Source organism: Bradyrhizobium sp. CCBAU 45321 (assembly GCF_028128975.1).
GTDB lineage: Bacteria > Pseudomonadota > Alphaproteobacteria > Rhizobiales > Xanthobacteraceae > Bradyrhizobium > Bradyrhizobium yuanmingense.
Map to the genome: position 1 here is coordinate 271,383 of NZ_LFKZ01000131.1, position 26,021 is coordinate 297,403.

Consider the following 26,021-nt stretch of genomic DNA (forward strand, 5'->3'; position numbering starts at 1 on the left):
TGCCGGGGGGTTTTGTTTGGGGCGCGCGGATGATCTACGTCGACGACTTCCGAAGTCGCTCGAGGCTTTCTTCCCAAGGCATCGAGGTTGGAAGTTGGTGAATGCGGCCGTCTCGATCGACAAAAATGGGGCCGTTTCCTGCGAGCCGGGCACTTGGTTTACCGGTCTCGACGAATTCTCGGGTGTTGTAGAAAAAGACCCACCCTTCATCGATCTCGATGGCCTGCCCCGACAGCATCAGGTCTTCCGCGCATGCCTGACCGACCCGAACAACCTCGGTGTTAGCAAGCGCCAAGGCGTCTTCCGGCGACATCAGCCGTGCACCACCGGCGCGATCAGAAAATTCTCCGAGGGCCCGCTGCCGTCCGTCCTGCACACATCGCCCTCGATCCGGACCTTGCCGGTTGCGAGCAGCCGCAGCGCTTCGGGATAGATCCGGTGCTCAACCTCTAGGATTCGTTCCGAGAGCGTATCTCCCGTGTCGTGGTCGCTGACGGGAACCGCGCCCTGCATCACGATCGGGCCGGCGTCGGTCTCGGGGATGACGAAGTGCACCGTCGCGCCGGAGAGCTTGACGCCGGCGCGCAGGGCCTGGCCGTGCGGGTCGAGCCCGGGGAATGACGGCAACAGCGAGGGATGGATGTTGAGCATCCGCCCGTACCAGGCTTTTGTGAACTCGGCCGTGAACAGGCGCATGAAGCCGCCCAGACAAATCAGCTCGATGCCGTGCTTGTCGAGCGCGGCCTGCAGCACCGTCTCGAAGCCGGCGCGGTCCTTGCCGAACGGCTTGCTCTCGATCACCTCGGTCGTGACCCCGCTCGCCCTCGCGCGTTCGAGTCCGGGCGCATCGGCCTTGTTCGAAATGACGAGCGAGATCTCCGCCGGGAAATCCGCGGCAGCGGCTGCCCTGATCAGCGCGGCCATGTTGGAGCCGCGCCCGGAGATCAGAATGGCGACGCGGCGCTTCATCACAGCGCCAGTCATCACAGTGCCATGTCGAGGTGGCCGTTATAGACGACGCGGTGCTCGCCCTCGGCGGGAATGACGGTGCCGAGCTGCGCCACGGTCTCGCCGGCGTCGGTGAAGACTTCCACGACCTTGTCGACCTTGTCGGGCTCGACGATCGCGATCATGCCGATGCCGCAATTGAAGGTGCGCAGCATTTCAAGCTCGGCGATGCCGGCTTGCGCCGCCAGCCATTTGAACACCGGCAGCACCGGCAGGCGTGCCAGGTCGATGCCGACACCGAGATGCTTCGGCAGCACGCGCGGGATGTTGTCGGTGAAGCCGCCGCCGGTGATGTGGGCAAGCCCCTTCACCGCGCCGGTCTCGCGGATCGCGCGCAGGCAGGATTTGACGTAGAGCCTGGTCGGCGTCAGCAGCGCGCCGCCGAGCGTCATCACCGGCGCGAACGGCGCCTGCGCCGAGAAGCCGAGGCCGGACTGCTCGACGATCTTGCGGACCAGCGAGAAGCCGTTGGAATGCACGCCGGACGAAGCGAGACCGATCACGGCGTCGCCCGCGGCGATGTCCTTGCGCGGCAACAAGGTACCGCGCTCGGCGGCGCCGACCGCAAAGCCGCCGAGATCGTAATCGCCGTCCTTGTAGAGGCCGGGCATCTCGGCGGTCTCCCCGCCGATCAAAGCGCAGCCGGATTCGCGGCATCCCTCCGCAACGCCCGCGACGATGGCGGCCGTGGCCTCGGGGTCGAGCTTGCCGCAGGCGAAATAGTCCAGGAAAAACAGCGGCTCGGCGCCCTGCACCACGAGGTCGTTGACGCTCATGGCGACGAGGTCGATGCCGATGCCGCCATGCAGGCCGGTCTCGATCGCGATCTTGACCTTGGTGCCGACGCCGTCGGTCGCGGCCACCAGGACCGGGTCCTTGAAGCCGGCCGCCTTGAGGTCGAACAGGCCGCCGAAGCCGCCGATCTCGGCATCGGCGCCCGGCCGCGCCGTGGCGCGCACCATCGGCTTGATCAGGTCGACCAGGCGGTTGCCCGCGTCGATATCGACGCCTGAATCGGCGTAAGTGAGGCCGTTTTTGCGGTCGGTCATGCCCGATTTCCAGTGGGTTTGCGGCTGGTTACGTCGAATTCCGGGGACGCGCAATGGCTCGCATGGCGTTCCCCGCTATACTATGTAGACATATCAACCGGTTCAGCCTGCCACGGGCCGGATTTGAGGTCAGAACCGGTGCCGGGAAGCGCTGCGTGAGTATTCCGAATATCATTACCCTGGGCCGCATCATGCTGGTCCCGATCATCGTCTGGGCCATCGTGTCGAGCCAAATGGAGGTGGCGTTCGCCGTCTTCCTGATCGCCGGCATCAGCGATGCCGTGGACGGCTTTTTGGCCAAGCGCTTCAACATGACGAGCGAGCTCGGCGCGCTGCTCGATCCGCTCGCCGACAAAGCGCTGCTGGTCTCGATCTACATGGCGCTCGGCATCTGGGGCGCGATCCCGCGCTGGATCGTGATCCTGGTGGTCTCGCGCGACATCATGATTGTCGCCGCCGTGATCGTGTCCTGGCTGTTCGACCGGCCGGTCGAGATGAAGCCGTCGAAAGTCTCCAAGCTCAACACGGTGGCACAAGTAGCGTTCGCAGCTTTGGTGCTGGCGGCGCTTGCCTTCGGCTTCAAGCCCGCGCCTTATGATATCATCCTGATGGGTCTCGTCACGGTCTTCACGCTCTCCTCCGTGTCGCTCTATCTCGTCGAGTGGCTGCGGCACATGAGCACGATCGAGGCCAAATGAGCGGGGAAGCGGCCCAGCAAAAGGCCAAGTCCCGCACCATCAAGTCGAATCTCTACAAGCGGGCCGGCGCGCCGGCATGGAGCAGAGCAAGCGTGGCAGGCCGCGTTCATCCCCGACAATTGGCGTTTGCGCTTCCGCATGCGGAGAGCCTCAGCCGGGACAACTTCCTCGAGGGCCCCGCCAATGCGGCCGGTCTCGGCCTCATCGACGGTTGGCCGGAATGGCCGAACCGGATCATGTCGCTGGCGGGCCCGGAGGGAAGCGGCAAGAGCCATCTCGCCGCGATCTGGGCCGAGGAAGCTGGCGCCCGCTCGACCACCGGCAATGCGCTGACCGCGACGGACGTGCCCGGCGCGCTCGCCACCGGCGCGCTGGTGGTCGAGGATCTCAAGGCTGGGGACTTCGACGAGCGTGCCCTGTTTCATCTGATGAACCTCGCCCGCGAGGACGGCGCCTACGTCCTGTTCACCGGCCGCGAGGCGCCGGCCGCGCTTCCCATCGAGCTTCGCGACCTACGCTCGCGCCTGCGGGCCGTTCCGGCGGTTGCGCTGATGCCGCCCGACGACCAGCTGTTCCGCGGCCTCATCGTCAAGTTCTGCGCCGACCGCCAGCTCAATGTGGACGAGAGCGTGGTCGGCTATCTCGCGACGCGCCTGGAACGGTCCTCGGCCGCCGCCCGGCGGGCCGTCGAGCTGCTCGACAGTGAAGCCCTGCGGCTCGGCCGTCCCGTCACCCGGGCGCTGGCCGCCGAGCTGCTCCGGGACGCCTGACCGGCTCGCAGGCCTCCCCGAAGTCCGCTTGACGCGGCGCGGGGGCGGAACATCAATGTCATCGAAACGTCATCGCTCTAACACATGCTCCCGCCGATTTTTGCGCTTGAGTCGCAATTGGGGTGAACTGGATGGACCGACTTCTGATGGACTCTGCGCAAGCTGTTGAAACGAAAGAGAAAGCCCCGGAATCCGAGAGCCTTCCGGCCATCGCGTCCAGTCCCGAGCGGTTCATCAACCGCGAGCTGTCCTGGCTGCATTTCAATCGCCGCGTCCTGGAGGAATCGGTCAACCCGAGCCACCCCGTGCTGGAGCGGGTGCGATTCCTGTCGATTTCAGCGAATAACCTCGACGAGTTCTTCATGGTTCGCGTCGCCGGCATCAAGGCCCAGGTCCGCGAGGGCATCGCCGAGCGCAGCCCCGACGGCCTGACGCCGTCCGAGCAGCTCGCGCTAATCAACCGCACCGTCTCCCAGCTCGCCTCCGACCAGCAGGCGATCTGGCGCGACCTGCGCGCCACGTTGGCCGAGGTCGGCATCGTGCTGGTGGACGGCAAGGACGTCAGCAAGGCGGAACGGACCTGGATCGAGGACTACTTCCTCCACAACGTGTTCCCTCTCCTGACCCCGCTCGCGATCGATCCGGCCCACCCCTTCCCGTTCATTCCGAGCCTCGGCTTCACCATCGCGCTGCAGCTCACGCGCGCCGCCGACGGCAAGCAGATGAACGCGCTGATCCGCATGCCCGGCAAGATCGACCGCTTCATCCGCCTGCCAGCGGATGGCACGGTGCGCCTGATCTCGCTGGAGCAGGCCACCGCCCTGTTCATCAACCGCCTGTTCCCCGGCTACAATCTGCACGGCCAAGGCGCCTTCCGGATCATCCGCGACTCCGAGCTCGAAATCGAGGAGGAGGCCGAAGATCTCGTCCGCCTGTTCGAGACCGCGCTGAAGCGCCGCCGCCGCGGATCGGTGATCCGGCTCGAGATCGACGCCAAGATGCCGGAGCAGCTGCGCAGCTTCGTGCAGCACGCGCTCTCCGCCGCCGACGACGAGATCTTCCTGGTCGACGGCGTGCAGGCGATGAACGAGCTCTCGCAGCTCACCCGCCTCGACCGGCCCGACCTCGAATTCACCCCTTACGTGCCGCGCCACCCCGAACGCGTGCGCGAGCATGGCGGCGACATCTTCGCCGCGATCCGGCAAAAGGACCTCATCGTCCACCATCCCTACGAGTCGTTCGACGTCGTCGTGCAATTCCTGCAGCAGGCCACGCGCGACCCCGACGTCGTTGCGATCAAGCAGACGCTCTACCGCACCTCCAACAATTCACCGATCGTGCGCGCGCTGGCCGAAGCGGCCGAAGCCGGCAAATCAGTCACCGCGCTGATCGAGCTGAAAGCGCGGTTCGACGAAGAAGCCAACATCCGCTGGGCCCGCGATCTCGAACGCGCCGGCGTGCAGGTCGTCTACGGCTTCCTCGAATTGAAGACGCACGCGAAGCTCTCGATGGTGGTGCGCCGCGAGGGCGGCAGCCTGACGACTTACGTCCATACCGGCACCGGCAATTATCACCCGGTCACCGCGCGCATCTACACCGACCTCTCCTACTTCACCTCGGACCCGACGATCGGCCGCGATGCCGCCCGCGTGTTCAATTTCATCACCGGCTATGCAGCACCGAGCGATTTGGAAAAGATGGCGGTGTCGCCGCTGACCTTGCGCAAGCGCATCATCGAGCACATCCAGGGCGAGACCGCACATGCGCGGCATGGCCGTCCCGGCGCAGTCTGGATGAAGATGAACGCGCTGGTCGATCCCGACATCATCGACGCGCTCTACGAGGCCTCGCAGGCCGGTGTCCAGGTCGAGCTGGTGGTGCGCGGCATCTGCTGCCTCAGGCCCGGCATTCCCGGTCTGTCGGAGAACATCCGCGTCAAGTCGATCATCGGCCGCTTCCTGGAACATGGCCGAATCTACTGCTTCGGCATGGGCCAGGGACTGCCGAGCGCGAAAGCGGCTGTGTATATCTCGTCCGCCGACATGATGCCGCGCAACCTCGACCGCCGCGTCGAGGTGCTGTGTCCGCTGCAAAATCCGACGGTGCATCAGCAGGTTCTCGAACAGATCATGGTCGCGAACCTGAAGGACAATGAGCAGAGCTGGCAGTTGTTGCCGGATGGGTCTTCAACGCGTATGAAGACCGCGAAGGGCGAGGAGCCTTTCAACGTCCACAACTACTTCATGACGAATCCGAGTCTGTCTGGCCGTGGAAAGTCGCTCAAGGAATCCTCGCCGCGTCGTCTCACGCGCCGGAACGAACGTCATCAATCCTGATCGGGGATTTGCGACGTGAAGCGGCCGCGCAAGCGCGGCTCGAGCGTCGCGGTTATCGACATAGGCTCCAACTCGGTCCGCCTCGTCGTCTACGAGGCGCTGGCGCGCAGCCTGATCCCGATCTTCAACGAGAAGACGTTGTGCGGCCTCGGGCGCGAGGTGCAGAGCACAGGCCTGCTCGCGCCCGACGCCATCGACAAGGCGCTGACCTCGCTGAAACGGTTTCGTGCGCTGTGCCGGGTGATGAAGGTCGGACGCGTGTTCGCGATCGCGACCGCCGCATGCCGCGACGCCTCCAACGGCTCCGATTTCATCGCCAGGGCCGAGCGGATCTGCGCGGTGAAGATCGAGATCCTGTCGGGCTCGCGCGAAGCACGACTGTCCGCGCTCGGCGTGATCTCCGGCATCCACCATCCAGACGGCATCGTCGGCGACCTCGGCGGCGGCTCGCTCGAGCTGATCGACGTGCGCAGGAACGCCGTACGCAGCGGCGTGACGCTGCCGCTCGGCGGCCTCGCACTGCAGGACCTCGCCCACAAATCGCTCAAGCGCGCCGACCGCATCGTGCGCGAGGAGATCGACGGAGTCCAGTTACTCACTGCCGGCCGCGGTCGCACCTTCTATGCCGTCGGCGGCACCTGGCGCGCGCTCGCGCGCATCCACATCATCCAGAGCGGCTATCCGCTCCAGGTGATGCACGGCTATTCCATTCCGGCTGCCGAGGCGCTCGACTTCTCGCGCCGCCTGCGGCGCCTCGCCGCCGCCGACATGCTTGCCGACATCGAGATCGTCGCCGATGCGCGGCGCCCTCTCCTCACCTATGCGGCGCTGGTGCTCGAGCACATCATCCGCGTCGCGAAGCCAAAGAACATCGTGTTCTCCACCTTCGGCGTGCGCGAGGGCCTGCTGCACGAGAAGCTGCCCGAGACCGAACGCAACAAGGACGGGCTGATCTGCGCGGCGGAGGAGCTGAACCAGCTGCTGTCGCGTTCGGCCAGGCACGCGCGTGAGCTGATCGCCTGGACCGACCGCCTGGTGCGCGTCGTCAAGCTGCGCGAGACGGAAGTGGACCGCCGCCTGCGCCACACCGCGTGCCTGCTCTCCGACATCGGCTGGCGCGTGCATCCCGATCATCGCGGCGAGCAGACGCTCAGCCTCGTCGTCAACGGCAATTTCGGCGCGATCACCCACACCGAACGCGCCTTCGTCGGCCTGTCGGTGTTCTATCGCTATGCCGGCCTCAGCGAGGAAAACCAGCCGCCGGTCACCATGCAGGAGCTGCTGACGCCGGCCCAGCTCGAACGCGCGCGCCTCCTGGGCGCCGCGTTCCGCGTCGCGCATCTGATCTCGGCCGCACGTCCCGGCGTCCTGCCAGCCACGCATTTCCGCAGCCAGGGCCGCAAATTGATGCTGGTGTTCGAGCACCGGCTCGGCGACCTCGTCGCCGACCGCGTCGGCAGCCGCTTCCGTCAGCTCGCCCGCCTGGTTGGCCGCGCCGGTTCAATCGTCAGGCGCTGACCTCTCAGCCGGGCCTCATCTTCCCGGGCCGTCTGTTGAGCCACATCATCGCGCCGCTGACGAAGAGGACGAGCGGTGCGAAGCCGGCCGCGAACACCAGCAGGCGTCCTGCGAATCCGAACGTCGCGCCATTGTGGAGCCAGAGCTGCTCGGCCAGATAGCGGTCCGCCATCGACATGGTGCCCGGCGTGCGGTCGTGCACCACAGCGCCGCTCCACGGATCGAGCCAGATCGCTCCACGCGACCGCACGGCGGGATCAGCTCCATCAGGACGGAATTGCACCCGCCAGGTGTTGCGCGTTGCGGTCGGCGGATGGAGCATGGCGACCGTCGCACCGGGCTGGACCTCTTGTGCGCGTCGCATGATCGCGTCAGGTGAGAGCACCGGCGTCCCTGCCGGAGGCGGGATTTCGACTCGCGGCGAGCGATCAGGCGTCGGCTGCGACACGAGGCCGACGATGGGCCGCACCAGGTCGGGAAAAACGATGCCGACGCCGGTGATCGAGATCAACAAGAGCACGGACAGCGCCCAAAAGCCTGCCGCACCGTGAAGGTCCAGAACAAATCGGAACAGTGAGACGTTCTTGCGCACCGAGATCGATCGCCAAAACCGCCCCGGCTTCGGCCACCAAAGGAAGAGACCCGAGACCGCCAAGCCGAGCAGCACGAACCCGGCCACGCCGACCAGTTCCTTGCCCCAGAACTCATAGAGCAGCAGCGTAAAATGGAGACGGTAAACCTTGAGTGCGAATGCGTTGGCGTAGTCACGCCGTCCGAGCACCTTGCCGTTCGAAGGATCGACCATGGTGGTCCACCGGTTCGGGTAGCTGCCTGGCGCGGTCTCATGCGAATGGATCACGATCCAGACCGGCCAGATCCGATCCGGTGCCAGGATCGTCGCGATCGGCGCCGGATCCGCTGCAGCGGCGGCGTGCATCACCTCCGCTAACGTGACGCTCTGCTCCGGACCGGCGGGCGCATAGAGCGCCGGATTCAGGGCGACATCGATCTCCCGGTAGAAGACGATGAAGCTTCCAGTCAGGCCGATCAGCACCACGACGATGCCGCCGATCAATCCGAACCAACGGTGCGCCCACAGCAGCGCGTGCTGCACGCGTCCGGGCAACATACTGGATCGGGCGGGCGCCGAGCCGCCTCGACGTGGCGCCCTGATTGTTTGGTCCATTCAGAGCACCCGTCGTCCGCGCCTGATCCAGCTCCGCAGCCGGCCCGAGGAGGCCAAAGCTCAGAAGTCGGTCGACATCGACAAGAGCAGGGTTCGGGGCGAGCCTTGCGCTAGCGCAGAGAAGCTCGCCACGCCCGCCCAGTAATTGGTATCGAACACGTTCTGGACCAGAGCGCGAACCGTGACGGGCCGGTTGTTGATGCGCGTGTTGTAGCGCGCGCCAAGATCGAGCCGCGTCCAGGCCGGGACGACCTGCGTGTTGGCCCCATTCAGATATTGGTGCCCGGTATAGATGGTGTTGGCGACCAATGTCAGCCCTGGTGCGAACGGGGTATCCCATTCGGCAGACAGATTGGCCTGCACCTCGGGCACTCCAATCGGCGTCTTGCCGAAATTGGCCAGCGTGCTCGTCTTCGTCAGCTCCGCGTCGATCAATGTCACGCCGCCAAGAACGCGAATGCCGGGCTGCACTTCTCCAAACACGGTGAATTCCACGCCGCGATTGCGCTGCTCCTGATCAGCCCGGAAGACGTTGCCGGCACCCGTCTGCCCCGACGGCTTGGTGATCTCGAACAGGCTGATCGTGGTCGCGAGCGCGCCGAAATCGACCTTGACGCCTGCTTCCTTCTGCTTGCTCAAATACGGCGCAAGGACCTCGCCCTGATTTGCCGCCGTCGTCGGCGCGGTGTCGCCCTTGCTGAGCCCTTCGATATAGTTGGCGTAGAGCGAAACGTTGCTCCAGGGCTTGACGACCAGGCCGACCATCGGTGTGAACGCCGTCTGGTCATAGGCCGAACTCACGGCGCCCGTGGTGGTGTTGTAGTTGTTCGACCTGACGCCCTGTTGCCTGACGCCGACCGTCAGCTGAAGCCGCTCCTGGAGAACCGACATGGTGTCGGCCAGCGCAATGCCGGTCAGCTCGGTGTCCGACAGCCGCGGCACGGTCGCGGGAGCCGCAACGAACTGCTGGGGACGCGCGATCGGCGCATAGATGTTGGACGACACCGCCGTGCCGTTCACCGAGCCCCGCGAGATCTCATCCCCATAGTAGCTCCCCTGCAAGCTCACGGCATGACTGATCGCGCCAGTCTCGATTCGGGCCCGCACGCCGACGTCGGCCACGTTCCTGTCGATGTCGAACTTGAATCGTCCCGGTGTCGACGTGGTGTTGCCAGCCGCATTCAGGATCGTTGGCGTCCCGAACAGACGGTCGACCTGGGTCCTGCCGCCTCCGACATCTGCAAACACCGTCACGGCGTCAGTCACATCGTATTCGGCGCGCGCCAGAAGCGAATTGTCGTGAACCTTGGCGAATTCCCAGGCCTGGGTGACATTGCGCCGTCCGACCGGCGCGGTCGGAACGGCCACGCCGGTTGCGACCAGGAACGGTCTCGTCGGCGCGTCGAACTTTTCCTCCTGCTCGATGAAATCGAGCGAGGCCCTGAACTTCTCGCCGCGATAGTCGAAGGCTGCAGAGCCGACATGCGCCTCCCGCGTCTGGTTGTCCAACGGCGTATCGCCGTTGTGATAGCTGCCATTGACGCGAATACCGAATTCGCGATTTTCACCGAACCGCCGGCTCACGTCGAGATGTGTGCCGAGCTGGGTGTTTGACGCGTAGTCGGTCGTGACCCGCGTGAGATCGATATCCCCGGCACGCTTCGGAACGATGTTGATGGTGCCGCCGACACTGCTGTTCGGCGCCATCCCGTAGAGCAGCGCGGTCGGGCCTTTGATGATCTCGATGCGCTCGACGTAATCGGTGAACACGCGGTAGTTCGGTGCAACGCCATAGACGCCGTGGAAGGCGATTTCCCCGACATTGCCTTCCCCGATCGGAAAGCCGCGGATGAAGAAGGAATCGAGAATGCCGCCGGTCTGGCCGGTGAAACGGACCGAGGGATCGTTGCTGACGACATCGGCGACGGTGACCGCCTGTTGATCTTCGATCCTCTTCGCCGTGAAGCTCGTGATGTTGAACGGCGTATCCATGAAATCCTTGTTGCCGAGCAAGCCGACCTGGCCTCCACGTGCCACCTGCCCGCCTGCGTAGGTCCGCGGCAGTGAACCGGGCCTCGCAGCCGTCGGGGTCGCTTCCGCCTGCAATTTAGCCCGCTCGTTCGCGGGCGCGCCGCGGCCCGCCCTCCTGACCGGATTGGCTCGTGGACGCGCGCGCGGCTTCGGCGCGTCTGCGGTGACGGTCACCGCCGGCAACGTGCTTCCCCCCGCGGCCTGGGGCGCGGCGCTCTGCGCGCTGCTGCCGTGCAGGACGCCGTCGCTACACAAGGCAATGGAGACCACGGAAACCGCGAAGGCTCTCGGGCTGGCGCACGTCAGAAGCGTCTTGATGCGAGCGGCAAGAACGGCAACAGGACGACAAAACACTTTCGACGACATCGCACCTTCCGATTTCATGAGCATGAACGTCGGGGCGAGGTGCCGTGGGAACCCTCGTCGAGTCAACGAAAGCACCCTTGAATCTCAGTAGTTTATAATAAGACAAGGTCTAAATCGCGTGAGGGTTGCGAACGACGACTCTCAACGCAACGCCCGCGCGCACGACGCGAGCTCTCGCGAAGCGAGATGCGCGCCGGTCATACGAATGCAATGATGGGAGGATTCGGTCGAACCCGTGGCCGGTGATCGCTCGCGTCCTGCCGACGCGGGAAGCGCCCCAGTGACGTGGACGCCTCTCATCGCTGGAGGGGCGGCTGCACCGATCAGCGCTTCAACGTCACTCCGCGGAGGCCTTGGCGTGCCGTTCGGAGGATTCGAGGGCGGCCGCGGTGACACTGCGCCGGCGCCAGATGGTGCCGACCACCAGCACGACGACGACTCCGATCACAGCACAGAAATACTCGCCGCCGGCCCCGCCATGGCCGAATTGCGGGGGAATGCGAAGGGCGCCGAGCACGCCGTCCAGCGAGGCGCCGAACGGCCCCTCGAACAGCGCGTGCAGCCGCGGCGTGACCCCGGGATCGGTCGCCATCACCGCGCCCGCGATCCAGCCGAGCAGCGCCGCACCGGCCCAGACCAGCACCGGGAGCTTTGTGAGCAGTGCCATGATCAGCGCGGCGCCGGCGACGATCAGCGGCACGCTGATGGTAAGGCCGAGGATCAGCAGCGGCACGCTGCCATTGGCCGCGGCAGCGACCGCAATGACGTTATCGAGACTCATGACGATGTCGGCCACCACGACGATCTGGATGGCGTGCCACAGATGCGCGGCAGCGTCGACGTCGTTCTCGTCCTCGTTCTCCGGCACCAGGAGCTTTGCCGCGATCACGATCAGCGCAACGCCGCCGACCAGCTTGAGGTACGGCAGCTCCATCAGGGTGGCGACGACGCCAGTGAAGATGATCCGGAGCATCACCGCTGCGCCGGCGCCGAAGATCATGCCCCAGAGCCGATGCCGCGGCGACAGACCGCGGCACGCGAGTGCAATCACCAGCGCGTTGTCGCCGGAGAGCAGGACGTTGATCCAGATGATCTTGCCGACCGCGATCCAGAAAGTCGGTGCGGCCATCTCGTTGCGGAACTGGGTAAAGAAGGTCCCGATCGTAGCGGGATCGAAGATCTGCCAGAGCCAGTCCACAATGGGTCCCTTCGCCCGTCGCCTTCTAGTCTGCCGACTGGATCAGCCGACGATCTCGTTACCCGAGAAGAATTGCGCGATCTCGATCGCGGCGGTCTCCGGCGCATCCGAACCGTGCACCGAGTTCTCGCCGATCGACTTGGCGTAGAGCTTGCGCACGGTGCCCTCGGCGGCCTTGGACGGATCGGTCGCGCCCATCACCTCGCGGTACTTGGCGATCGCGCCCTCGCCTTCCAGAACCTGAACCACGACCGGGCCGGAGGTCATGAATTCGACGAGCTCGCCGAAGAAGGGGCGCGCCTTGTGAACGGCATAGAAGGTCTCGGCCTGCTCCTTGGTCATGCGGATGCGCTTCTGCGCCACGATGCGCAGACCCGCCTTCTCGATCACGGCGTTGACTGCGCCGGTCAGATTGCGCTCGGTCGCGTCGGGCTTGATGATCGAGAAAGTGCGTTCGATGGCCATGATCTTGTCCTTGGGGAGAAAGCGGGGGTTCGGGGTTGCGGGGCTTATATCGGCGCCTTTGTCGGACGGCAAGCGACCGCGGAACAGCCTCATAGGCGGTTTCCGCGAGGGGATGGCTCCCGATCCGCTGGATGACGACAATTTCACCCAGATGAACCCAATCTGAAACCGCCGTCAGGATCCGGTTCAGCTTCCCCGGCGTAAGGTTGGGCCCATCGAAACCGAAGCCTGACCTCAGGCAGACCGTTTCGGCGGCCTTTCCATCGGCGCGATAGCCCCGCGCTGGCAGTCTTCAGGAGATAACCATGTTGAGGAAACTTTCGCTTGCCGCTGTCGCCGCGGTCGCGCTGGGAGCTGCGCTGGCGCCGACCTCGGCCTCCGCTCATTGGCAAGGCGGCGGGCATGGCGGTGGCCGGCACCACGGGCACGCGCACCATCACCACGGCCATCACCACGGCCATGGCTGGGGCGGACCGCACTTCTACGCTGGCGGTCCCGTCTCCTACGGTTATGGCGGCTGCTATGTGCGCCGGCTGGTCCCGACCCCCTGGGGACCCCGCTGGCGGCTGATCAACCGCTGCTACTGAGCCCGTCAGCACCTTCCGAAGGCTACCTAAGCCCCCAGGTACCTTCCAAGAGAAGCCCCGGCGCCCCCCTCGCCGGGGCTTTGCCTTGGCGTACAAGGCACCGCTCATACAATTTTTACGAGAATGCCCCGGCTTTCCCCACAGCCAGCGAAACCATTTCGCCGGCAATGACTTGGTACCGTGTCCTTACTTCGAGAAACACGGAACCTTGCGATGGCTGGCCTTTTTGCCAATGACAGCGAACAGATCGACCGGCGCACCAGCCGCTCGATTTGCGATGCCGTGGGCGAACGGCTGCAGCAGAGCCTCCGGCCCGAGCCGCGCCTGCCGACCCATCTCGAGCAGCTCCTGAACGAGCTGCAGCGGCGCGAGCGCGAGACGCACTAACGGAAAAACGAGTTGCGTTCGCCGCGCCTTGCGGTGACAAGGCCGCATGCTCGCCATCACCGACCTCTCCATCCGCCTCGCCGGACGCCTTTTGATCGACCAGAGTTCCGTGCAGATCACGCCCGGATCGCGCGTCGGCTTGGTCGGACGCAACGGCACCGGCAAGTCGACGCTGTTCAAGGTGATCCGCGGCGAGCTTGCGGCCGAGCACGGCTCGGTGACCCTGCCGCCGCGCTGGCGCATCGGCAGCCTGGCGCAGGAAGCGCCGAACGGTCCCGAAAGCCTGATCGCGGTCGTGCTCAAGGCCGACCTCGAACGCGACGCGCTGCTGACCGAGGCCGAGCACGCGACCGATCCGCACCGCATCGCCGAGATACAGACCCGCCTCGTCGACATCGACGCCCACTCGGCGCCAAGCCGCGCGGCCGCGATCCTCTCCGGCCTCGGCTTCTCCGCCGCCGATCAGCTCCGCCCCTGCGCCGAGTTCTCCGGCGGCTGGCGCATGCGCGTCGCGCTCGCCGCAACGCTGTTCGCGGCGCCCGACCTTCTGCTGCTCGACGAGCCCACCAACTATCTCGACCTCGAAGGCACGCTGTGGCTGGAGGATCACCTTGCGCATTATCCGCGCACGGTGATCGTGATCAGCCACGACCGCGACCTCCTGGAAAGCTCGGTCGACCAGATCCTGCACCTGGAGCGCGGCAAGCTCACGCTCTACAAGGGCAGCTACTCCTCCTTCGAGGAGCAGCGCGCCGCGCGCGAGCTGCTCGACGCCAAGGCGGTCAAGCGCCAGGAGGCCGAACGCGCCCGCCTGCAGTCCTTCGTCGATCGCTTCAAGGCCAAGGCATCGAAAGCCCGGCAGGCACAGTCGCGCGTCAAGATGCTGGAGCGGCTGAAGCCGATCACGGCGCTGGTCACCGAGGACGTGCGCGAGATCAGCTTTCCGGCGCCGGAGAAGATCTTGTCGCCGCCGATCATCGCCGTCGACAATGCCTCGGTCGGCTACGACCCGGCGAGCCCGGTGCTGGGCCGCGTCACCTTGCGCATCGACAATGACGACCGCATCGCGCTGCTCGGCGCCAACGGCAACGGCAAGTCGACGCTGGTGAAGCTGCTCGCCGGACGTCTCGCGCCGTTCTCCGGCAGGGTGACGCGCGCGGACAAGCTGTCGATCGCCTATTTCGCGCAGCACCAGCTCGACGAGCTCAACGAGGACGCCTCCGCCTACGACCACGTCCGCAAGCTGATGGGCGATGCGCCCGAAGCCAAGGTGCGCGCCCGCGCCGGCGCGATCGGCTTCTCCGGCAAGGCGGCCGACACCAAGGCGGGCAAATTGTCAGGCGGCGAGAAGGCGCGGCTGCTCCTGGGGCTTGCGACCTTCTTCGGCCCCAACATGATCATCCTGGACGAGCCGACCAACCATCTCGACATCGACAGCCGCGGTGCGCTCGCGGAAGCGATCAACGAGTTTCCCGGCGCGGTGATCATGGTCTCGCACGACCGTTACCTGATCGAGGCCTGCGCCGATCGGCTCTGGATCGTCGCCGACCGCACGGTGACCAATTACGACGGCGATCTCGACGAGTATCGCCGCCTGGTGCTGTCCACGCGCAACGCGGAAGCTCCGCGCGAGCGCAGCGCGCCGCCTGAGAAGCCGCAGCGCCCAAGAGCGGACAATCGCGGAGGCTTGAAGAAGCGCATCGCCGAAGCCGAGGCCGAGATCGCCCGCGTCAGCGAGATCATCGCCAAGATCGACACGGCGCTCGCTTTGCCCGACATTTTCACGCGCGATCCCAAGCAGGCGGCGCAGTTGTCGAAGGCGCGTGCCAATGCCGCCGACGCCCTGGCGCGCGCCGAGGAGCAATGGCTCGAGGCCAGCACGCAGTTCGACGAGGCGGCGGGCTAGCGCCTTCGCTGCACTCCAACCAACGTGCAAAACAACCCCATGCACAGTACCGGCATGATGGCACCGGCGAGCGAGCCTTTGAACAAGCTGCATTTTACCCGCTCGACCGGCAAGCCAGGCGGACCGCAAAAACTCAATCCGCGTATTGCCCGGCGGCCTTGATGATCGGCGCCCAGCGGTCGATCTCGCTGGTCAGCATCGCGCCCAACGCCTCCGGCGTCGCCTTGTCCTGCGGGACCGGCTCGGTGTTGATGTCGTTGAACCGGGCGATCAGCGCGGGATCCTTGAGCGCGGTCTGCAGCGCCGCGGTCAGCTTCTGAACGATTGCCGGCGGCGTGCCCTTGGGCGCATAGATGCCGTGCCAGACACCGAGCTCGAAACCCTTGAGGCCGGCCTCGTCGGCCGTCGGCAGATCGGGCAGGCTCTTCAGCCGCTCCTTGGTGGTGATCGCGTAGGCCTTGACCTGCTTGGCCGTGATCGGCCCGGTCGTGTTCGTCGCCTGGTCGCAGGTGAGATCGATCTGCTTGCCGAGCAGGTCGTTCATGATCGGGCCGTTGCCCTTGTAGGGCACCGTGGTGAGCTGCTTCTGGATCGCGGTCATGAACAGCATGCCGCACAGATGCGAGGCCGCACCCAGGCCGGCGTTGGCGTAGGTCAGCTTGTCGCCCTGCTGCTGGGCGTAGGCGACGAGCTCCTTGAGCGTGTTGGCCGGGAAATCGGGCCGCGCAATGATGGTCATCGGCGCGTTGGTCACGAGCCCGATCGGCGCAAAGGCCGTCTTGGTGTCGTAGCTGAGGTTGCGGTAGAGCGTCGCCGCTGTGGAGATGCCGACGTGATGGATCAGCAGCGTGTAGCCGTCCGGTTGGGCGCGCGCAGCGCGGGTCGTGCCGATGGTGCCGCCGGCGCCGGTCGCGTTCTCGACGATGACCTGCTGGCCCAGGGATTTCGCCATGCCTGCGGCCGTCAGGCGGGCGATGGTGTCCGTCGGCCCGCCCGCGGCGAATGGAACCAGGATGGTGATGGGCCTCGTCGGATAGTCCTGGGCGAACGCCGCGCCAGACGACAAGAGCAGAGCCGATACGAGGGCAATGAATCGCATTGGTTTCCTCCGGATTGTTGTTTGCGCCATCAAAGCGCATTCCGGGGCGCGCGACCATCACGAAAGCAACGTCGTCAGGAACATTGCAGCTGTCGAAGGTGCACCGATGCCGACCACACTGCATCCGGTGTGACCGCGCGACCTTGCCGTTCGCCCAAGCGCTACGTCTGCGGCTCGGCTTCGCTCTCGAGCTTGTTGCGGAGTGCCGCGACGATGCGATGAACCGTTTGCAGATCCTTGACCGCAAGCCCTTCGGAAAGGCTGTTGACCCACGGCATCTGCAAAGCCATGGCGGCGTCGAAAGCGCGCCGTCCCTTGTCGGTGAGGACGACGAGCTGTGCGCGGCGGTGATGCGGATTGGCCTCGAAGGCAACGAGGCCTTCCGCGTGGAGGTCGTTGACAATCCGCTGCACGTTCTGGCGATTGCCGCCGAGATCGCGGGCGAGCCAGGCTACCGGCTGCGGTCGCTCCGCCTGCACGATGGCGCCGAGAATTTGCCAGCGGGCGCTGGTGAGCCCCAGCCGGGCCACCAAGCGGTCCCCTGCGGTCAGGAGCAGGCTGTTCAACCGGAACAAGTCAAGCATGAGGTTCGTCAGAGCATCGCCGGCCGGCGTTCGCAGGGATTTCCGCATCCGTCACCATAGACAGTTATTGACATCATAATGTCAAACTAATAGATTTCCCATAATACCATATTGACACCATAAAACCATCTCGACGGAGTTCGTCATGGCAAGCTTACGCCCACTGGACCCTGACTTTCCCATCGAGCGTCAGTTCGGCATCGACACCGGCCCTTTGGTGCTGGTGAATCTCTTCACGCTCGACAAGGCCGACGAACAAAGCTTTCTCCAGGTCTGGCAGGACGATGCCGCCTTCATGAAACGGCAGCCCGGCTTCATCTCCACCCAGCTTCACCGCGCGATCGGCGAAAGCCCCACGTATCTGAACTACGCAGTTTGGCAGACGACTGCCGACTTCCGGGCTGCGTTCACGCACCCCGAGTTCAGGTCGAAGATCTCGGCTTACCCTGCATCCGCGGTCGCCTCCCCGCACCTGTTCCAGAAAGTCGCGGTATCAGGCATCTGCGTCGCGTAGCTCGCTTCGAAAACGGCAGACCCATGACCAAAATCATCCACCCAGTCGCGGGAGCGGTCGCACTGATCACCATTGCGACCTTCTGGTTTTCCACGGCTCTCACCGAGCTGTTTGCATCGCACGAGACCATAGCCATGGTGAAGACCGCCATACCGTGGGGCTTCCTGCTGCTCATTCCGATGCTTGCGGCGACGGGAGGCTCGGGATTCGTCCTGGCAAAGCAGCGGCGCGCCGGGCTGATCGGTGCGAAGATCGAACGCATGCCGTTCATTGCCGGCAACGGCATCCTGATTCTGATTCCCGCCGCGTTGTTTCTTGCCTCCAAGGCGAAGGCCGCGGAGTTCGACACCACGTTCTACGCCGTGCAGGCTCTCGAACTGGCCGCCGGAGCAACGAACATCGTTCTGCTCGGTCTCAATATGCGCGACGGCTTTAAGATGAAGGGCCGTTTGCCCGTTCGCCAGCCTGACCGCTTCAGCACCAAGCCGATTCTCTGAGGGCGCCGCCAACGGGGCTTTGCATCGGGTCCGCCCCGCTGATGTCCCGGGTCGAAGATTCTTCCGTTTCACCGCGGCGGAGGCGATCCCCGCCTACGCCTGCTTCTTCTTCGGCTTGGCTGCCCTCGGCACCGACTGCGGGTCCGGATTGCCTTCGATCGAGGACAGACGTCCAGCGGTGAACGTGTAGATGCCGGCGCGCGGACCAGTGGTCCAGGTGACGACGGCGACGCGGCGGCCGCCAGCGTCGTTGGACAGGTTGACGGTCGAGGGCGCGCCGATGCCGCGCACCACGTCGCACTCCGTGTGGCCGAGCGCGACCGTGCCGCCCATCGGTGCCGTCGTCGAGGCGTTGGCGTCGGCCGGCCCGGGCGGCGGCGCCATGCCGGGACAGGCGCCGTCGGCGCTGACGAGATCCTCAGCCCGCACCGGCTTGTCGGGGGTCAGCGGCGGCGATTCGATCGAGATGTTCTTGATGAAGAGGCGGCCGGGTTTCTGGAACCATTCGGCATCCTTCGACAGCAAATCGGCCCCGCCCGCGCAGCCCGCGACCAGCGGTGCTACGGCAGCCAACGCAATCAAGAGCGAGCCGGGAAGCTTTTGATGTCGCACGATAAACGAATTCCCCACGTGAAGGACCAGCCCTAAGCGATTGTCCCAACATCCCTTTGCGGCATGAAGGTGGCCGAAGCCAGCATCGCCCGAAAACTGCAAATTATCATTAATTGCGGCTAATTGCGCTTCTGCCACCGGCCGCGGTCGTCGGCCTGCCAATAGGTGACATCAAATCCCCGCGCCTTGCAATCCGTCCAGGCCGCGCGGGCGAGCGCAAGCGCGTCGGGATCGTCGCCGTTGAACAGCAGCACCATGCGCTCATAGCCCTGCGCGTCCTCGGGCAGCGCGGCGTTGTCGACCAGGAAGCGGACATTGGCCCCATTCGGGTTGCCGCCCTCGATCGCCAGCACGATCGGCTGGTCGGCCACATCGTTCACCCGCCATGTCGCGTGCGGCAGGAATGAATCGTCGCGATAGGTCCACAAATGCGAGTCGAGCGCATCGGCGCGCTCCTCCGAGGTCGACTGCACCACGACGCGCCAGCCGCGCTCGAGCGATTTCTCGAGAAGCGGCGGCAACACATTCTCCACCGTCATGTTTTGCAGATGGTAAAACAGCACTTCAGTCATGTCGGGTCATTTGCGCTCGTAATGGTCGGCGACCAGACGGTCCAGCAGGCGGACGCCGTAGCCGCTGCCCCAGCTCTGGTTGATGTCGGTCTTCGGCGCGCCCATGGCGGTGCCGGCGATGTCGAGATGGGCCCAGGGCACGCCGTCGACGAAGCGCTGCAGGAACTGCGCGGCGGTGATCGAGCCGCCATGGCGGCCGCCGGTGTTCTTCATGTCGGCGAACTGGGAATCGATGAGCTTGTCGTATTCCGGGCCGAGCGGCATGCGCCAGACCTTCTCTCCGCTCTCGATGCCGGCCGTGAGCAGCCGGTCGGCCAGTTCGTCGTTGTTGGAGAACATGCCGGCATGCTCGGTGCCGAGCGCCACCATGATGGCGCCGGTCAGCGTCGCAAGGTCCACCATGAATTTCGGCTTCACCTTCTTGGCGACGTACCAGAGCACGTCGGCGAGCACGAGGCGGCCCTCGGCGTCGGTGTTGATGATCTCGATGGTCTGGCCGGACATCGAGGTGACGATGTCGCCCGGCCGCTGCGCGTTGCCGTCGGGCATGTTTTCGACGAGGCCGATGGCGCCGACCGCGTTGACCCGCGCTTTACGCGCCGCGAGCGCATGCATCAGGCCGACGACGCAGGCCGCACCGCCCATGTCGCCCTTCATGTCCTCCATGCTGCCCGCCGGCTTGATCGAGATGCCGCCGGTGTCGAAGCAGACGCCCTTGCCGACGAAGGCGACGGGGGCCTCGCCCTTCTTGCCCCCGTCCCAGCGCATGATCACCGTGCGGCTCGGCCGCGCCGAACCCTGGCCGACACCGAGCAGCGCGCCCATGCCGAGCTTCTGCATCGCCTTGACGTCGAGCACCTCGACCTTGACGCCAAGCTTGCGGAGCTGACCCGCTCTGCGGGCGAACTCCTCCGGGAAAAGCACGTTCGGCGGCTCGTTGACGAAGTCGCGTGCGATGATCACACCGTCGACGACATGGCCGGCGGCGGCGAACGCTTTCTTCGCCGCACCGGCATCGCCGACCGCAAGCGAGACGTCGGCGCGCACGCCGCCCTCCTCGCCGTCCTTCTTCCTGGTCTTGTAGCGATCGAACTTGTAAGCGCGTAAGCGCAGGCCCGAGGCGATCGCAACCGCCTGCTCGCTCGTCATGGCGCCACCCGGCAGCTCCGCCAGGATGGTCATGGCGCTGGTGCCGGCGGGCAGCTTGCTGGCCGCCACCCCGCCGAACTTGAGGAAATCGTTGGCCTTGAGGCCGGTCGCCTTGCCGGCGCCGATCACGATCAGCCGGTTCGCCTTCACCCCCTCCGGCGCCAGAATGTCCAGCGCAGCACCACTCTTGCCCTTGAAGGCGGCCGCAGCCGCCGCGCGCTTCACGATCTCGGCAGCGCCGCCGAGGGCCTTGACCGTCGCCGGACCGAGCTTCAGGCCGTCGTCGCAGAACACGACCAGGATGCCACGAGGGGCGGCAGACAGCGGGACAAAGCCGACCTTGATGGCATCGGACATGGATAACTCCTCCAAAAGATGGGGCTTTTCGTCGTTCGGGCGTTCCAGCCACAACCGGAGTTGAACGGCGATTCACTGAGGCGTCCCCACTATGGCCAGCCGCCCGGCAGATGCCAAGCTCCGCCGTGGCCCCCACGCCACAACAGCGAAATATTAACCATATGATGAGGGTGCCATGGGGCAGCCATTTTGTTGACGGATCAAAGGGATGGTAGTGAGAGAATGAACTGGCGGAAGAGCTGTTGGCCGACCTTGGGGATCCCCTGATCGGGGATTGGTTGGGCAGCCGGAATTCCGATCGGAATTGGGGCTTGGTGGGAATTCGTGCGGTAGCGCATGGGGTCGATCGATAGGTATATCTTCCGCACGACGCTGGCGTCGTTTGCGCTGGTCCTGGTCAGCCTCACCGGCGTGATCTGGATTACGCAGGCGTTGCGCGGCATCGACCTGATGACGAGCCAGGGTCAGACCATCCTCACCTTCCTCGGCATCACCAGCCTCGTGATCCCGGCCCTGGTCCTGATCATCTCGCCGATCGCGCTGATGATCGCGATCTCGCACACGCTGAACAAGCTCGCGACCGATTCCGAGATCATCGTGATGAATGCCGCCGGCTTCTCGCCGATCCGGCTGTTCGTTCCGTTCTTCTATGCCACCTGCGTGGTGGCGCTGCTGGTCGCCTTCATCGCGGCCTATCTCGCCCCGGACGGGATGCGGCGCATCAAGCAGTGGGATGCCGAGATCACCGCGGACGTGCTCACCAACATCCTGCAGCCCGGCCGCTTCGCCCGGCTCGACGAGAACCTCACGATCCGGATTCGCGAACGCCAGCCGGGCGGCATCCTCGCCGGCATCTTCATCGACGACCGCCGCGATCCGAACGAGCGCGTCTCGATCGTCGCCGAGCACGGCGAGGTCGTGAAGAACGAGACCGGCTCGTTCCTGGTGCTGGAAACCGGCAATCTCCAGCGCTTCGAGGCGGGCAAGCGCGATCCGGCGCTCGTGGCCTTCGGCCGCTACGGCTTCGACATGTCGAAATTCGCCAAGGGCCGCGACGTCACCCTCGGCATCCGCGAGCGATATCTCTGGGAGCTGTTCTCGCCATCCGACAACGATCCCGTCTACAAGCAGATTCCAGGGCAGTTCCGCGCGGCCTTGCATGACAGCCTGCTCGCGCCGATCTATCCGTTCGCCTTTGCGGTGCTGACCTTTGCCTTCCTCGGAGCGCCGCGCACCACTCGCCAGAGCCGCAACTTTTCCATCGCCTCCTCGATCGTGGCGGTGTTCGGCCTGCGCATGGCCGGTTTCGCCTGCTCGGTGATGGCGGTGAAGTCGCCGGGCCCGGTGCTGGCGCAATATGCGATGGTTTTCGGCGCGATCGGCGCCGGGCTGTGGATGATCATCCGCGGTGTCGTGGTCGAGCCGCCTCCCGGCCTGATGGAGGCCATCAACCGGTCGAACGCACGGATCGCGCGGCTGTTCGGACGTCCGGCCACCGCATGAGCATGCTCACCAACACACTCGGGCGCTATTTCGCCGGCCGCTTCGTGGTCGCGGCGCTCGGCGTCTTCGGCGGCATTTTCCTGCTGCTGGTGCTGGTCGACTACATCGAGATGGTGCGCAAGACCTCGGGCCTTGCATCAGCCTCCGCGATCATGGTGGCCGAGACCTCGCTGTTCCGCGTGCCTCAGCTCCTGGAGAAGCTGACGCCGTTCTGCATGCTGATCGGCGCCATGACCTGCTATCTCGCCCTCTCCCGCCGGCTCGAGCTCGTGGTGGCGCGCGCCGCGGGCATCTCCGCCTGGCAGTTCATCTCGCCCGCGCTCGGCAGCGCGCTTCTGATCGGGGTGATCGCCACCGTCGCCTACAACCCGATGTCGGCCAATTTGCGCGAGCTGTCCAAGCGCATGGAAGCCGAGCTGTTCGGCTCGGCACCCGGCGGCGGCATCCAGGACGCTTCGGGCTTCTGGCTCAACCAGATGACCAGCGACGGGCAGACCATCATCAATGCGGCGCGCAGCGAGCAGCAGGGCATCCGGCTCACCGGGCTGACGCTGTTCCGGTTCGACCAGGACCTGCACTTCAAGGAGCGGGTCGAGGCACGCGAGGCGACGCTGGATGCCGGCCGCTGGCTGTTCAAGGGCGTCCGCCGCTTCTCGCTGGACGGACCGCCGATCGACCAGGCCACCCTGGAGATTCCGACCACGCTGACCGAGGCGCAGGTCCGCAACAGCTTTTCCACCCCCGAGACTGTGTCCTTTTGGCAACTACCGAGCTACATCCGCTCCTCCGAAAGCTCGGGCTTCGCGACAGCGGGATACCGACTCCAGTATCAGAAGCTTCTGGCACAGCCGTTTTTGCTCGCAGCCATGGTGATGCTCGCGGCCTCCGTGTCGTTGCGCTTCTTCCGGATGGGCGGCGTGCAGAAGATGGTTTTGAGTGGCGTGGGGGCAGGCTTTCTGCTCTACGTTCTGTCGAAAGTAACTGAGGACTTGAGCAAGGCTGAGTTGATGCATCCGATCGCTGCGGCGTGGTTGCCCGTTGTGGTGGGCGGCCTCACCGGCTTTTTGGCCTTGCTCTATCAGGAGGACGGATAGTGACTGCCGTCCGCCGAGGGCTCGTGTCTCGTCTGACGCGGCGCACATGGGTGCGCGCGAACGGGCGCGGCTTGTCCGTCCGCAGGCTCCTGATTGCCGTCGTCGCGGCTGCCTCGCTCGGCGGCTTGATCGACGCTGGCGCGGTGGCGCCGGCGAAGGCCCAGAGCTTCACCTACAATCCTCTGCCGCCGCGTCCGAAGCCGCCAAGGGCCCCCAACGACAACCAGATGCTGGTTCAGGCCACCGAGGTGGACTACGACTACAACAATTCGCGCGTCTCCGCGGTCGGTAACGTGCAGCTGTTCTACAACGGCACCAGCGTCGAGGCCGACCGGGTCATCTACGACCAGAAGACCAAGCGGCTGCATGCCGAAGGCAACATCCGCATGACGGATGCCGACGGCAAGATCACCTATGCCGAGATCCTGGATCTCTCCGACGATTACCGCGACGGTTTCGTCGATTCGCTGCGCGTGGACACGGCGGACCAGACCCGCATGGCCGCGAGCCGCGCCGACCGCTCCAGCGGCAATTACACGGTGTTCGAGAATGGCGTCTACACGGCCTGCGCGCCGTGTAAGGACGATCCGAAGAAACCGCCGCTGTGGCAGGTCAAGGGTGCCCGCATCATCCACGACCAGCAGGAGAAGATGCTGTATTTCGAGACGGCACAGATCGAGTTCTTCGGCGTGCCGCTCGCCTACATGCCCTATTTCTCGACGCCCGACCCGACCGTGAAGCGTAAATCCGGATTCCTGATGCCGGGCTATATTTCCGGCACGGACAGAACGGGCTATGGCGTCGAGGTTCCCTATTACTGGGCGATCGCGCCCGACATGGACGCAACCATCACCCCGCGCTTCTTGTCGCGGCAAGGCGCGCTGCTGCAGGGCGAATTCCGCCAGCGCCTGATCGACGGCGCCTACCAGATCCGTGCCTACGGCATCTACCAGCTCGATCCCGGAGCATTCGCCGGCCAGCCCGGCGACCGCGAGTTCCGCGGCGCCATCGACACCAAGGGTCAGTTCGCCCTCAACGACAAATGGGTCTGGGGCTGGGACGGCGTGCTGATGTCCGACTACTACTTCTTCTCGGACTACCGGCTCTATCAGTACCGCGACCCGCTCGGCTCGTTCCTGTTGCTGCCGACGGAAGCGCTGTCGCAGCTCTATCTGACCGGCGTCGGCAACCGCAGCTTTTTCGATGCGCGCACAATGTACTGGCTGAGCTATTCGGGCAACCAGAGCCAGGTGCCGATCGTCTACCCGGTGATCGACTATTCCAACGTGCTCAACTATCCCGTCTTCGGCGGCGAGGTCAGCTACAAGACCAATTTCGTGAACCTGTCGCGCGACGATGCGGTGTTCGACCCGATCACGACGCTCGCCAACACTAACAGCCTGTGCACCACGGCATCGGCCGATCCGCTGGCGCGGATGCCCTCGCAGTGCCTGCTGCGCGGCTTCCCCGGCACCTACACCCGCCTCACCGCGGAAGCGCAGTGGCGCAAGTCCTTCACCGATCCGTTCGGCCAGATCTGGACGCCGTTCGCGAGCCTGCGCGCCGACGCGATCAAGTCCTCGGTCTCCAACCAGCCCGGCGTGTCGAACTACCTGCCCGTCGGCGACACCGAGGCGTTCCGCCTGATGCCGACGGTGGGCCTGGAGTACCGCTATCCCTTCATCAACGTTCAGCCCTGGGGCTCGACCACCCTGGAGCCGATCGCGCAGATCATCATCCGGCCGAACGAGACTTACGCCGGCAGGCTGCCGAACGAGGACGCCCAGAGCCTGGTGTTCGACGCCTCGAACCTGTTCAGCGTCGACAAGTTCTCCGGCTACGACCGCGTCGAGGGCGGCGGCCGCGCCAATGTCGGCGTGCAGTCAACCACGCAGTTCGACAGGGGCGGCGCCGTCAAGGTGCTGTTCGGCCAGTCCTACCACCTGTTCGGCCTGAACTCCTTCACGGTGCAGGATGCCATCAATACCGGCCGCGATTCCGGCCTCGACAAGCCGCGGTCGGATTACGTTGCGAGCGCCAATTACTCGCCGAACAGCACCTACACGTTCAGCGTCCGCTCCCGCATGGACGAGCAGACCTGGAACGTGCAGCGCTTCGAGGCGGAAGGCCGCGCCAACTTCAATCGCTGGTCGGTCAGCGTATTGTACGGCAATTACGCAGAGCAGCCGGAGCTGGGCTATCTGACCCGCCGCGAGGGCATCCTGACGACGGGCTCGCTGAAGGTCGCGACCAACTGGGTGGTGTCGGGCTCGGCGCGCTGGGACCTCGAGGCCAACAAGATCAACCAATATGTGCTCGGTGCCGGCTATGTCGACGATTGCTTCGTGCTGGCGGCGAATTACGTAACTTCGTATAGCTATTCCGCGGGCACCGCACCGCCCACGCTGAGCCACGCGTTCATGTTCCAAATCGGCCTGCGCACGCTGGCGAACTCGTCGACTTCCAGCGGTTCCGCCGGCCTCCAGTGAATGGTTTGAAAGTGCCGGCCGCGTTTGCCCTATCTCGACGCGGCCG

General features: G+C 65.2%; 24 protein-coding genes. 12 read left to right on the plus strand and 12 right to left on the minus strand.

Annotated elements, in window-relative coordinates; genetic code table 11:
- Window positions 1–34 precede the first annotated feature (34 nt).
- Genes ACM43_RS36810 through purM form a run of 3 tightly spaced genes read right to left on the minus strand, consistent with a single transcriptional unit; the run spans window position 35 to window position 2,057 of the window.
- Complete coding sequence (locus tag ACM43_RS36810; protein ID WP_271546970.1) at window positions 35–313, minus strand: YrhB domain-containing protein; 279 nt, start codon at window positions 311–313, stop codon at window positions 35–37.
- Complete coding sequence (gene purN, locus ACM43_RS36815; RefSeq protein ID WP_271546972.1) at window positions 313–969, minus strand: phosphoribosylglycinamide formyltransferase; 657 nt, start codon at window positions 967–969, stop codon at window positions 313–315. Before purN ends, ACM43_RS36810 begins: the two co-directional genes overlap by 1 nt.
- Before the next feature lie 14 nt (window positions 970–983).
- Complete coding sequence (gene purM, locus ACM43_RS36820; protein WP_271546974.1) at window positions 984–2,057, minus strand: phosphoribosylformylglycinamidine cyclo-ligase; 1,074 nt, start codon at window positions 2,055–2,057, stop codon at window positions 984–986.
- Window positions 2,058–2,212: 155 nt separating this feature from the next.
- Between purM and ACM43_RS36825 the strand changes: the two genes are divergently transcribed.
- The 4 genes from ACM43_RS36825 (at window position 2,213) to ppx (ending at window position 7,379) form a co-directional block, all read left to right on the plus strand.
- The gene (locus ACM43_RS36825) at window positions 2,213–2,755 is read left to right on the plus strand and encodes a CDP-alcohol phosphatidyltransferase family protein (RefSeq protein ID WP_025035876.1); all 543 of its coding nucleotides are present in this window, start codon (window positions 2,213–2,215) and stop codon (window positions 2,753–2,755) included.
- Window positions 2,756–2,847: 92 nt separating this feature from the next.
- Window positions 2,848–3,525 carry a DnaA ATPase domain-containing protein gene (locus ACM43_RS36830; protein ID WP_271547270.1) on the plus strand — a complete coding sequence of 226 codons (678 nt, stop codon included), beginning with the start codon at window positions 2,848–2,850 and terminating at the stop codon, window positions 3,523–3,525.
- Between the two features lie 146 nt (window positions 3,526–3,671).
- Window positions 3,672–5,861, plus strand: a complete 2,190-nt coding sequence (locus ACM43_RS36835) for an RNA degradosome polyphosphate kinase (RefSeq protein ID WP_198399804.1) — start codon at window positions 3,672–3,674, stop codon at window positions 5,859–5,861.
- A gap of 15 nt (window positions 5,862–5,876) precedes the next feature.
- Entirely contained in the window at window positions 5,877–7,379 is a 1,503-nt protein-coding gene (gene ppx / locus ACM43_RS36840) for an exopolyphosphatase (protein WP_271546978.1), read from the plus strand.
- A 4-nt stretch (window positions 7,380–7,383) separates the two neighbouring features.
- On the opposite strand, the gene ACM43_RS36845 is transcribed toward ppx, so the two are convergent.
- The 4 genes from ACM43_RS36845 to ndk form a co-directional block, all read right to left on the minus strand.
- Window positions 7,384–8,508 (minus strand): PepSY-associated TM helix domain-containing protein, encoded by a 1,125-nt coding sequence (locus ACM43_RS36845; protein WP_271546980.1) that lies wholly within the window; start codon window positions 8,506–8,508, stop codon window positions 7,384–7,386.
- Window positions 8,509–8,625: 117 nt separating this feature from the next.
- Window positions 8,626–10,962 carry a TonB-dependent receptor gene (locus tag ACM43_RS36850; RefSeq protein ID WP_271546982.1) on the minus strand — a complete coding sequence of 779 codons (2,337 nt, stop codon included), beginning with the start codon at window positions 10,960–10,962 and terminating at the stop codon, window positions 8,626–8,628.
- Between the two features lie 337 nt (window positions 10,963–11,299).
- Complete coding sequence (locus tag ACM43_RS36855) at window positions 11,300–12,160, minus strand: TerC family protein (RefSeq protein ID WP_271546984.1); 861 nt, start codon at window positions 12,158–12,160, stop codon at window positions 11,300–11,302.
- 42 nt (window positions 12,161–12,202) lie between these two features.
- Window positions 12,203–12,625: a nucleoside-diphosphate kinase gene (gene ndk, locus ACM43_RS36860; protein ID WP_036000620.1), complete on the minus strand. Its 423-nt coding sequence runs from the start codon at window positions 12,623–12,625 to the stop codon at window positions 12,203–12,205.
- A gap of 305 nt (window positions 12,626–12,930) precedes the next feature.
- Here ndk and ACM43_RS36865 point away from each other — a divergent pair, with 305 nt between their 5' ends.
- From ACM43_RS36865 to ACM43_RS36875, 3 genes are all read left to right on the plus strand, one after another.
- Window positions 12,931–13,212, plus strand: coding sequence for a sulfur globule protein precursor (locus tag ACM43_RS36865; RefSeq protein WP_271546988.1), 282 nt, complete (start codon window positions 12,931–12,933; stop codon window positions 13,210–13,212).
- 213 nt (window positions 13,213–13,425) lie between these two features.
- Window positions 13,426–13,599 carry a hypothetical protein gene (locus ACM43_RS36870; protein WP_167361656.1) on the plus strand — a complete coding sequence of 58 codons (174 nt, stop codon included), beginning with the start codon at window positions 13,426–13,428 and terminating at the stop codon, window positions 13,597–13,599.
- A gap of 46 nt (window positions 13,600–13,645) precedes the next feature.
- Window positions 13,646–15,505: an ABC-F family ATP-binding cassette domain-containing protein gene (locus ACM43_RS36875; protein WP_271546990.1), complete on the plus strand. Its 1,860-nt coding sequence runs from the start codon at window positions 13,646–13,648 to the stop codon at window positions 15,503–15,505.
- A 133-nt stretch (window positions 15,506–15,638) separates the two neighbouring features.
- Here ACM43_RS36875 and ACM43_RS36880 read toward each other — a convergent pair whose 3' ends face one another.
- On the minus strand, window positions 15,639–16,604 hold the full coding sequence (locus ACM43_RS36880; RefSeq protein WP_271546992.1) for a tripartite tricarboxylate transporter substrate-binding protein: 966 nt from the start codon (window positions 16,602–16,604) through the stop codon (window positions 15,639–15,641).
- 161 nt (window positions 16,605–16,765) lie between these two features.
- Window positions 16,766–17,236, minus strand: coding sequence for a MarR family winged helix-turn-helix transcriptional regulator (locus ACM43_RS36885; RefSeq protein WP_271546994.1), 471 nt, complete (start codon window positions 17,234–17,236; stop codon window positions 16,766–16,768).
- A gap of 97 nt (window positions 17,237–17,333) precedes the next feature.
- On the opposite strand from ACM43_RS36885, the gene ACM43_RS36890 reads away from it, so the two are divergent.
- A complete protein-coding gene (locus ACM43_RS36890) occupies window positions 17,334–17,702 on the plus strand; it encodes an antibiotic biosynthesis monooxygenase family protein (protein ID WP_271546996.1) in 369 nt (122 codons plus the stop codon).
- Window positions 17,703–17,725: 23 nt separating this feature from the next.
- A complete protein-coding gene (locus tag ACM43_RS36895) occupies window positions 17,726–18,199 on the plus strand; it encodes a hypothetical protein (RefSeq protein WP_271546999.1) in 474 nt (157 codons plus the stop codon).
- A gap of 93 nt (window positions 18,200–18,292) precedes the next feature.
- Here the strand turns inward: ACM43_RS36895 and ACM43_RS36900 are convergent, their stop codons facing one another.
- From ACM43_RS36900 to ACM43_RS36910, 3 genes are all read right to left on the minus strand, one after another.
- A complete protein-coding gene (locus ACM43_RS36900) occupies window positions 18,293–18,772 on the minus strand; it encodes a hypothetical protein (RefSeq protein ID WP_271547271.1) in 480 nt (159 codons plus the stop codon).
- Window positions 18,773–18,930: 158 nt separating this feature from the next.
- On the minus strand, window positions 18,931–19,383 hold the full coding sequence (locus tag ACM43_RS36905) for a DNA polymerase III subunit chi (protein ID WP_157284599.1): 453 nt from the start codon (window positions 19,381–19,383) through the stop codon (window positions 18,931–18,933).
- Window positions 19,384–19,389: 6 nt separating this feature from the next.
- Window positions 19,390–20,889, minus strand: a complete 1,500-nt coding sequence (locus ACM43_RS36910; protein ID WP_271547003.1) for a leucyl aminopeptidase — start codon at window positions 20,887–20,889, stop codon at window positions 19,390–19,392.
- 336 nt (window positions 20,890–21,225) lie between these two features.
- Here ACM43_RS36910 and lptF point away from each other — a divergent pair, with 336 nt between their 5' ends.
- The 3 genes from lptF to ACM43_RS36925 are packed head-to-tail and all read left to right on the plus strand — an operon-like array spanning window position 21,226 to window position 25,975.
- The gene (lptF, locus tag ACM43_RS36915; protein ID WP_157284597.1) at window positions 21,226–22,392 is read left to right on the plus strand and encodes an LPS export ABC transporter permease LptF; all 1,167 of its coding nucleotides are present in this window, start codon (window positions 21,226–21,228) and stop codon (window positions 22,390–22,392) included.
- The gene (lptG, locus tag ACM43_RS36920; RefSeq protein ID WP_036033998.1) at window positions 22,389–23,486 is read left to right on the plus strand and encodes an LPS export ABC transporter permease LptG; all 1,098 of its coding nucleotides are present in this window, start codon (window positions 22,389–22,391) and stop codon (window positions 23,484–23,486) included. The genes lptF and lptG overlap by 4 nt, the downstream gene beginning before the upstream one ends.
- Complete coding sequence (locus ACM43_RS36925; RefSeq protein WP_271547006.1) at window positions 23,486–25,975, plus strand: LPS-assembly protein LptD; 2,490 nt, start codon at window positions 23,486–23,488, stop codon at window positions 25,973–25,975. Before lptG ends, ACM43_RS36925 begins: the two co-directional genes overlap by 1 nt.
- Window positions 25,976–26,021: the final 46 nt, after the last annotated feature.

Coding starts and splice junctions, on each gene's coding strand:
- lptG (WP_036033998.1), top strand. CDS start 22,389: ATGAGCATGCTCACCAACACACTCGGGCGCTATTTCGCCGGCCGCTTC.
- ACM43_RS36880 (WP_271546992.1), bottom strand. CDS start 16,604: ATGCGATTCATTGCCCTCGTATCGGCTCTGCTCTTGTCGTCTGGCGCG.
- ACM43_RS36850 (WP_271546982.1), bottom strand. CDS start 10,962: ATGTCGTCGAAAGTGTTTTGTCGTCCTGTTGCCGTTCTTGCCGCTCGC.
- ACM43_RS36865 (WP_271546988.1), top strand. CDS start 12,931: ATGTTGAGGAAACTTTCGCTTGCCGCTGTCGCCGCGGTCGCGCTGGGA.
- ACM43_RS36810 (WP_271546970.1), bottom strand. CDS start 313: ATGTCGCCGGAAGACGCCTTGGCGCTTGCTAACACCGAGGTTGTTCGG.
- ACM43_RS36895 (WP_271546999.1), top strand. CDS start 17,726: ATGACCAAAATCATCCACCCAGTCGCGGGAGCGGTCGCACTGATCACC.
- purM (WP_271546974.1), bottom strand. CDS start 2,057: ATGACCGACCGCAAAAACGGCCTCACTTACGCCGATTCAGGCGTCGAT.
- ndk (WP_036000620.1), bottom strand. CDS start 12,625: ATGGCCATCGAACGCACTTTCTCGATCATCAAGCCCGACGCGACCGAG.
- ACM43_RS36885 (WP_271546994.1), bottom strand. CDS start 17,236: ATGCGGAAATCCCTGCGAACGCCGGCCGGCGATGCTCTGACGAACCTC.
- ACM43_RS36910 (WP_271547003.1), bottom strand. CDS start 20,889: ATGTCCGATGCCATCAAGGTCGGCTTTGTCCCGCTGTCTGCCGCCCCT.
- ACM43_RS36905 (WP_157284599.1), bottom strand. CDS start 19,383: ATGACTGAAGTGCTGTTTTACCATCTGCAAAACATGACGGTGGAGAAT.
- lptF (WP_157284597.1), top strand. CDS start 21,226: ATGGGGTCGATCGATAGGTATATCTTCCGCACGACGCTGGCGTCGTTT.
- purN (WP_271546972.1), bottom strand. CDS start 969: ATGAAGCGCCGCGTCGCCATTCTGATCTCCGGGCGCGGCTCCAACATG.
- ACM43_RS36875 (WP_271546990.1), top strand. CDS start 13,646: ATGCTCGCCATCACCGACCTCTCCATCCGCCTCGCCGGACGCCTTTTG.
- ACM43_RS36890 (WP_271546996.1), top strand. CDS start 17,334: ATGGCAAGCTTACGCCCACTGGACCCTGACTTTCCCATCGAGCGTCAG.
- ACM43_RS36870 (WP_167361656.1), top strand. CDS start 13,426: ATGGCTGGCCTTTTTGCCAATGACAGCGAACAGATCGACCGGCGCACC.
- ACM43_RS36845 (WP_271546980.1), bottom strand. CDS start 8,508: ATGTTGCCCGGACGCGTGCAGCACGCGCTGCTGTGGGCGCACCGTTGG.
- ACM43_RS36835 (WP_198399804.1), top strand. CDS start 3,672: ATGGACTCTGCGCAAGCTGTTGAAACGAAAGAGAAAGCCCCGGAATCC.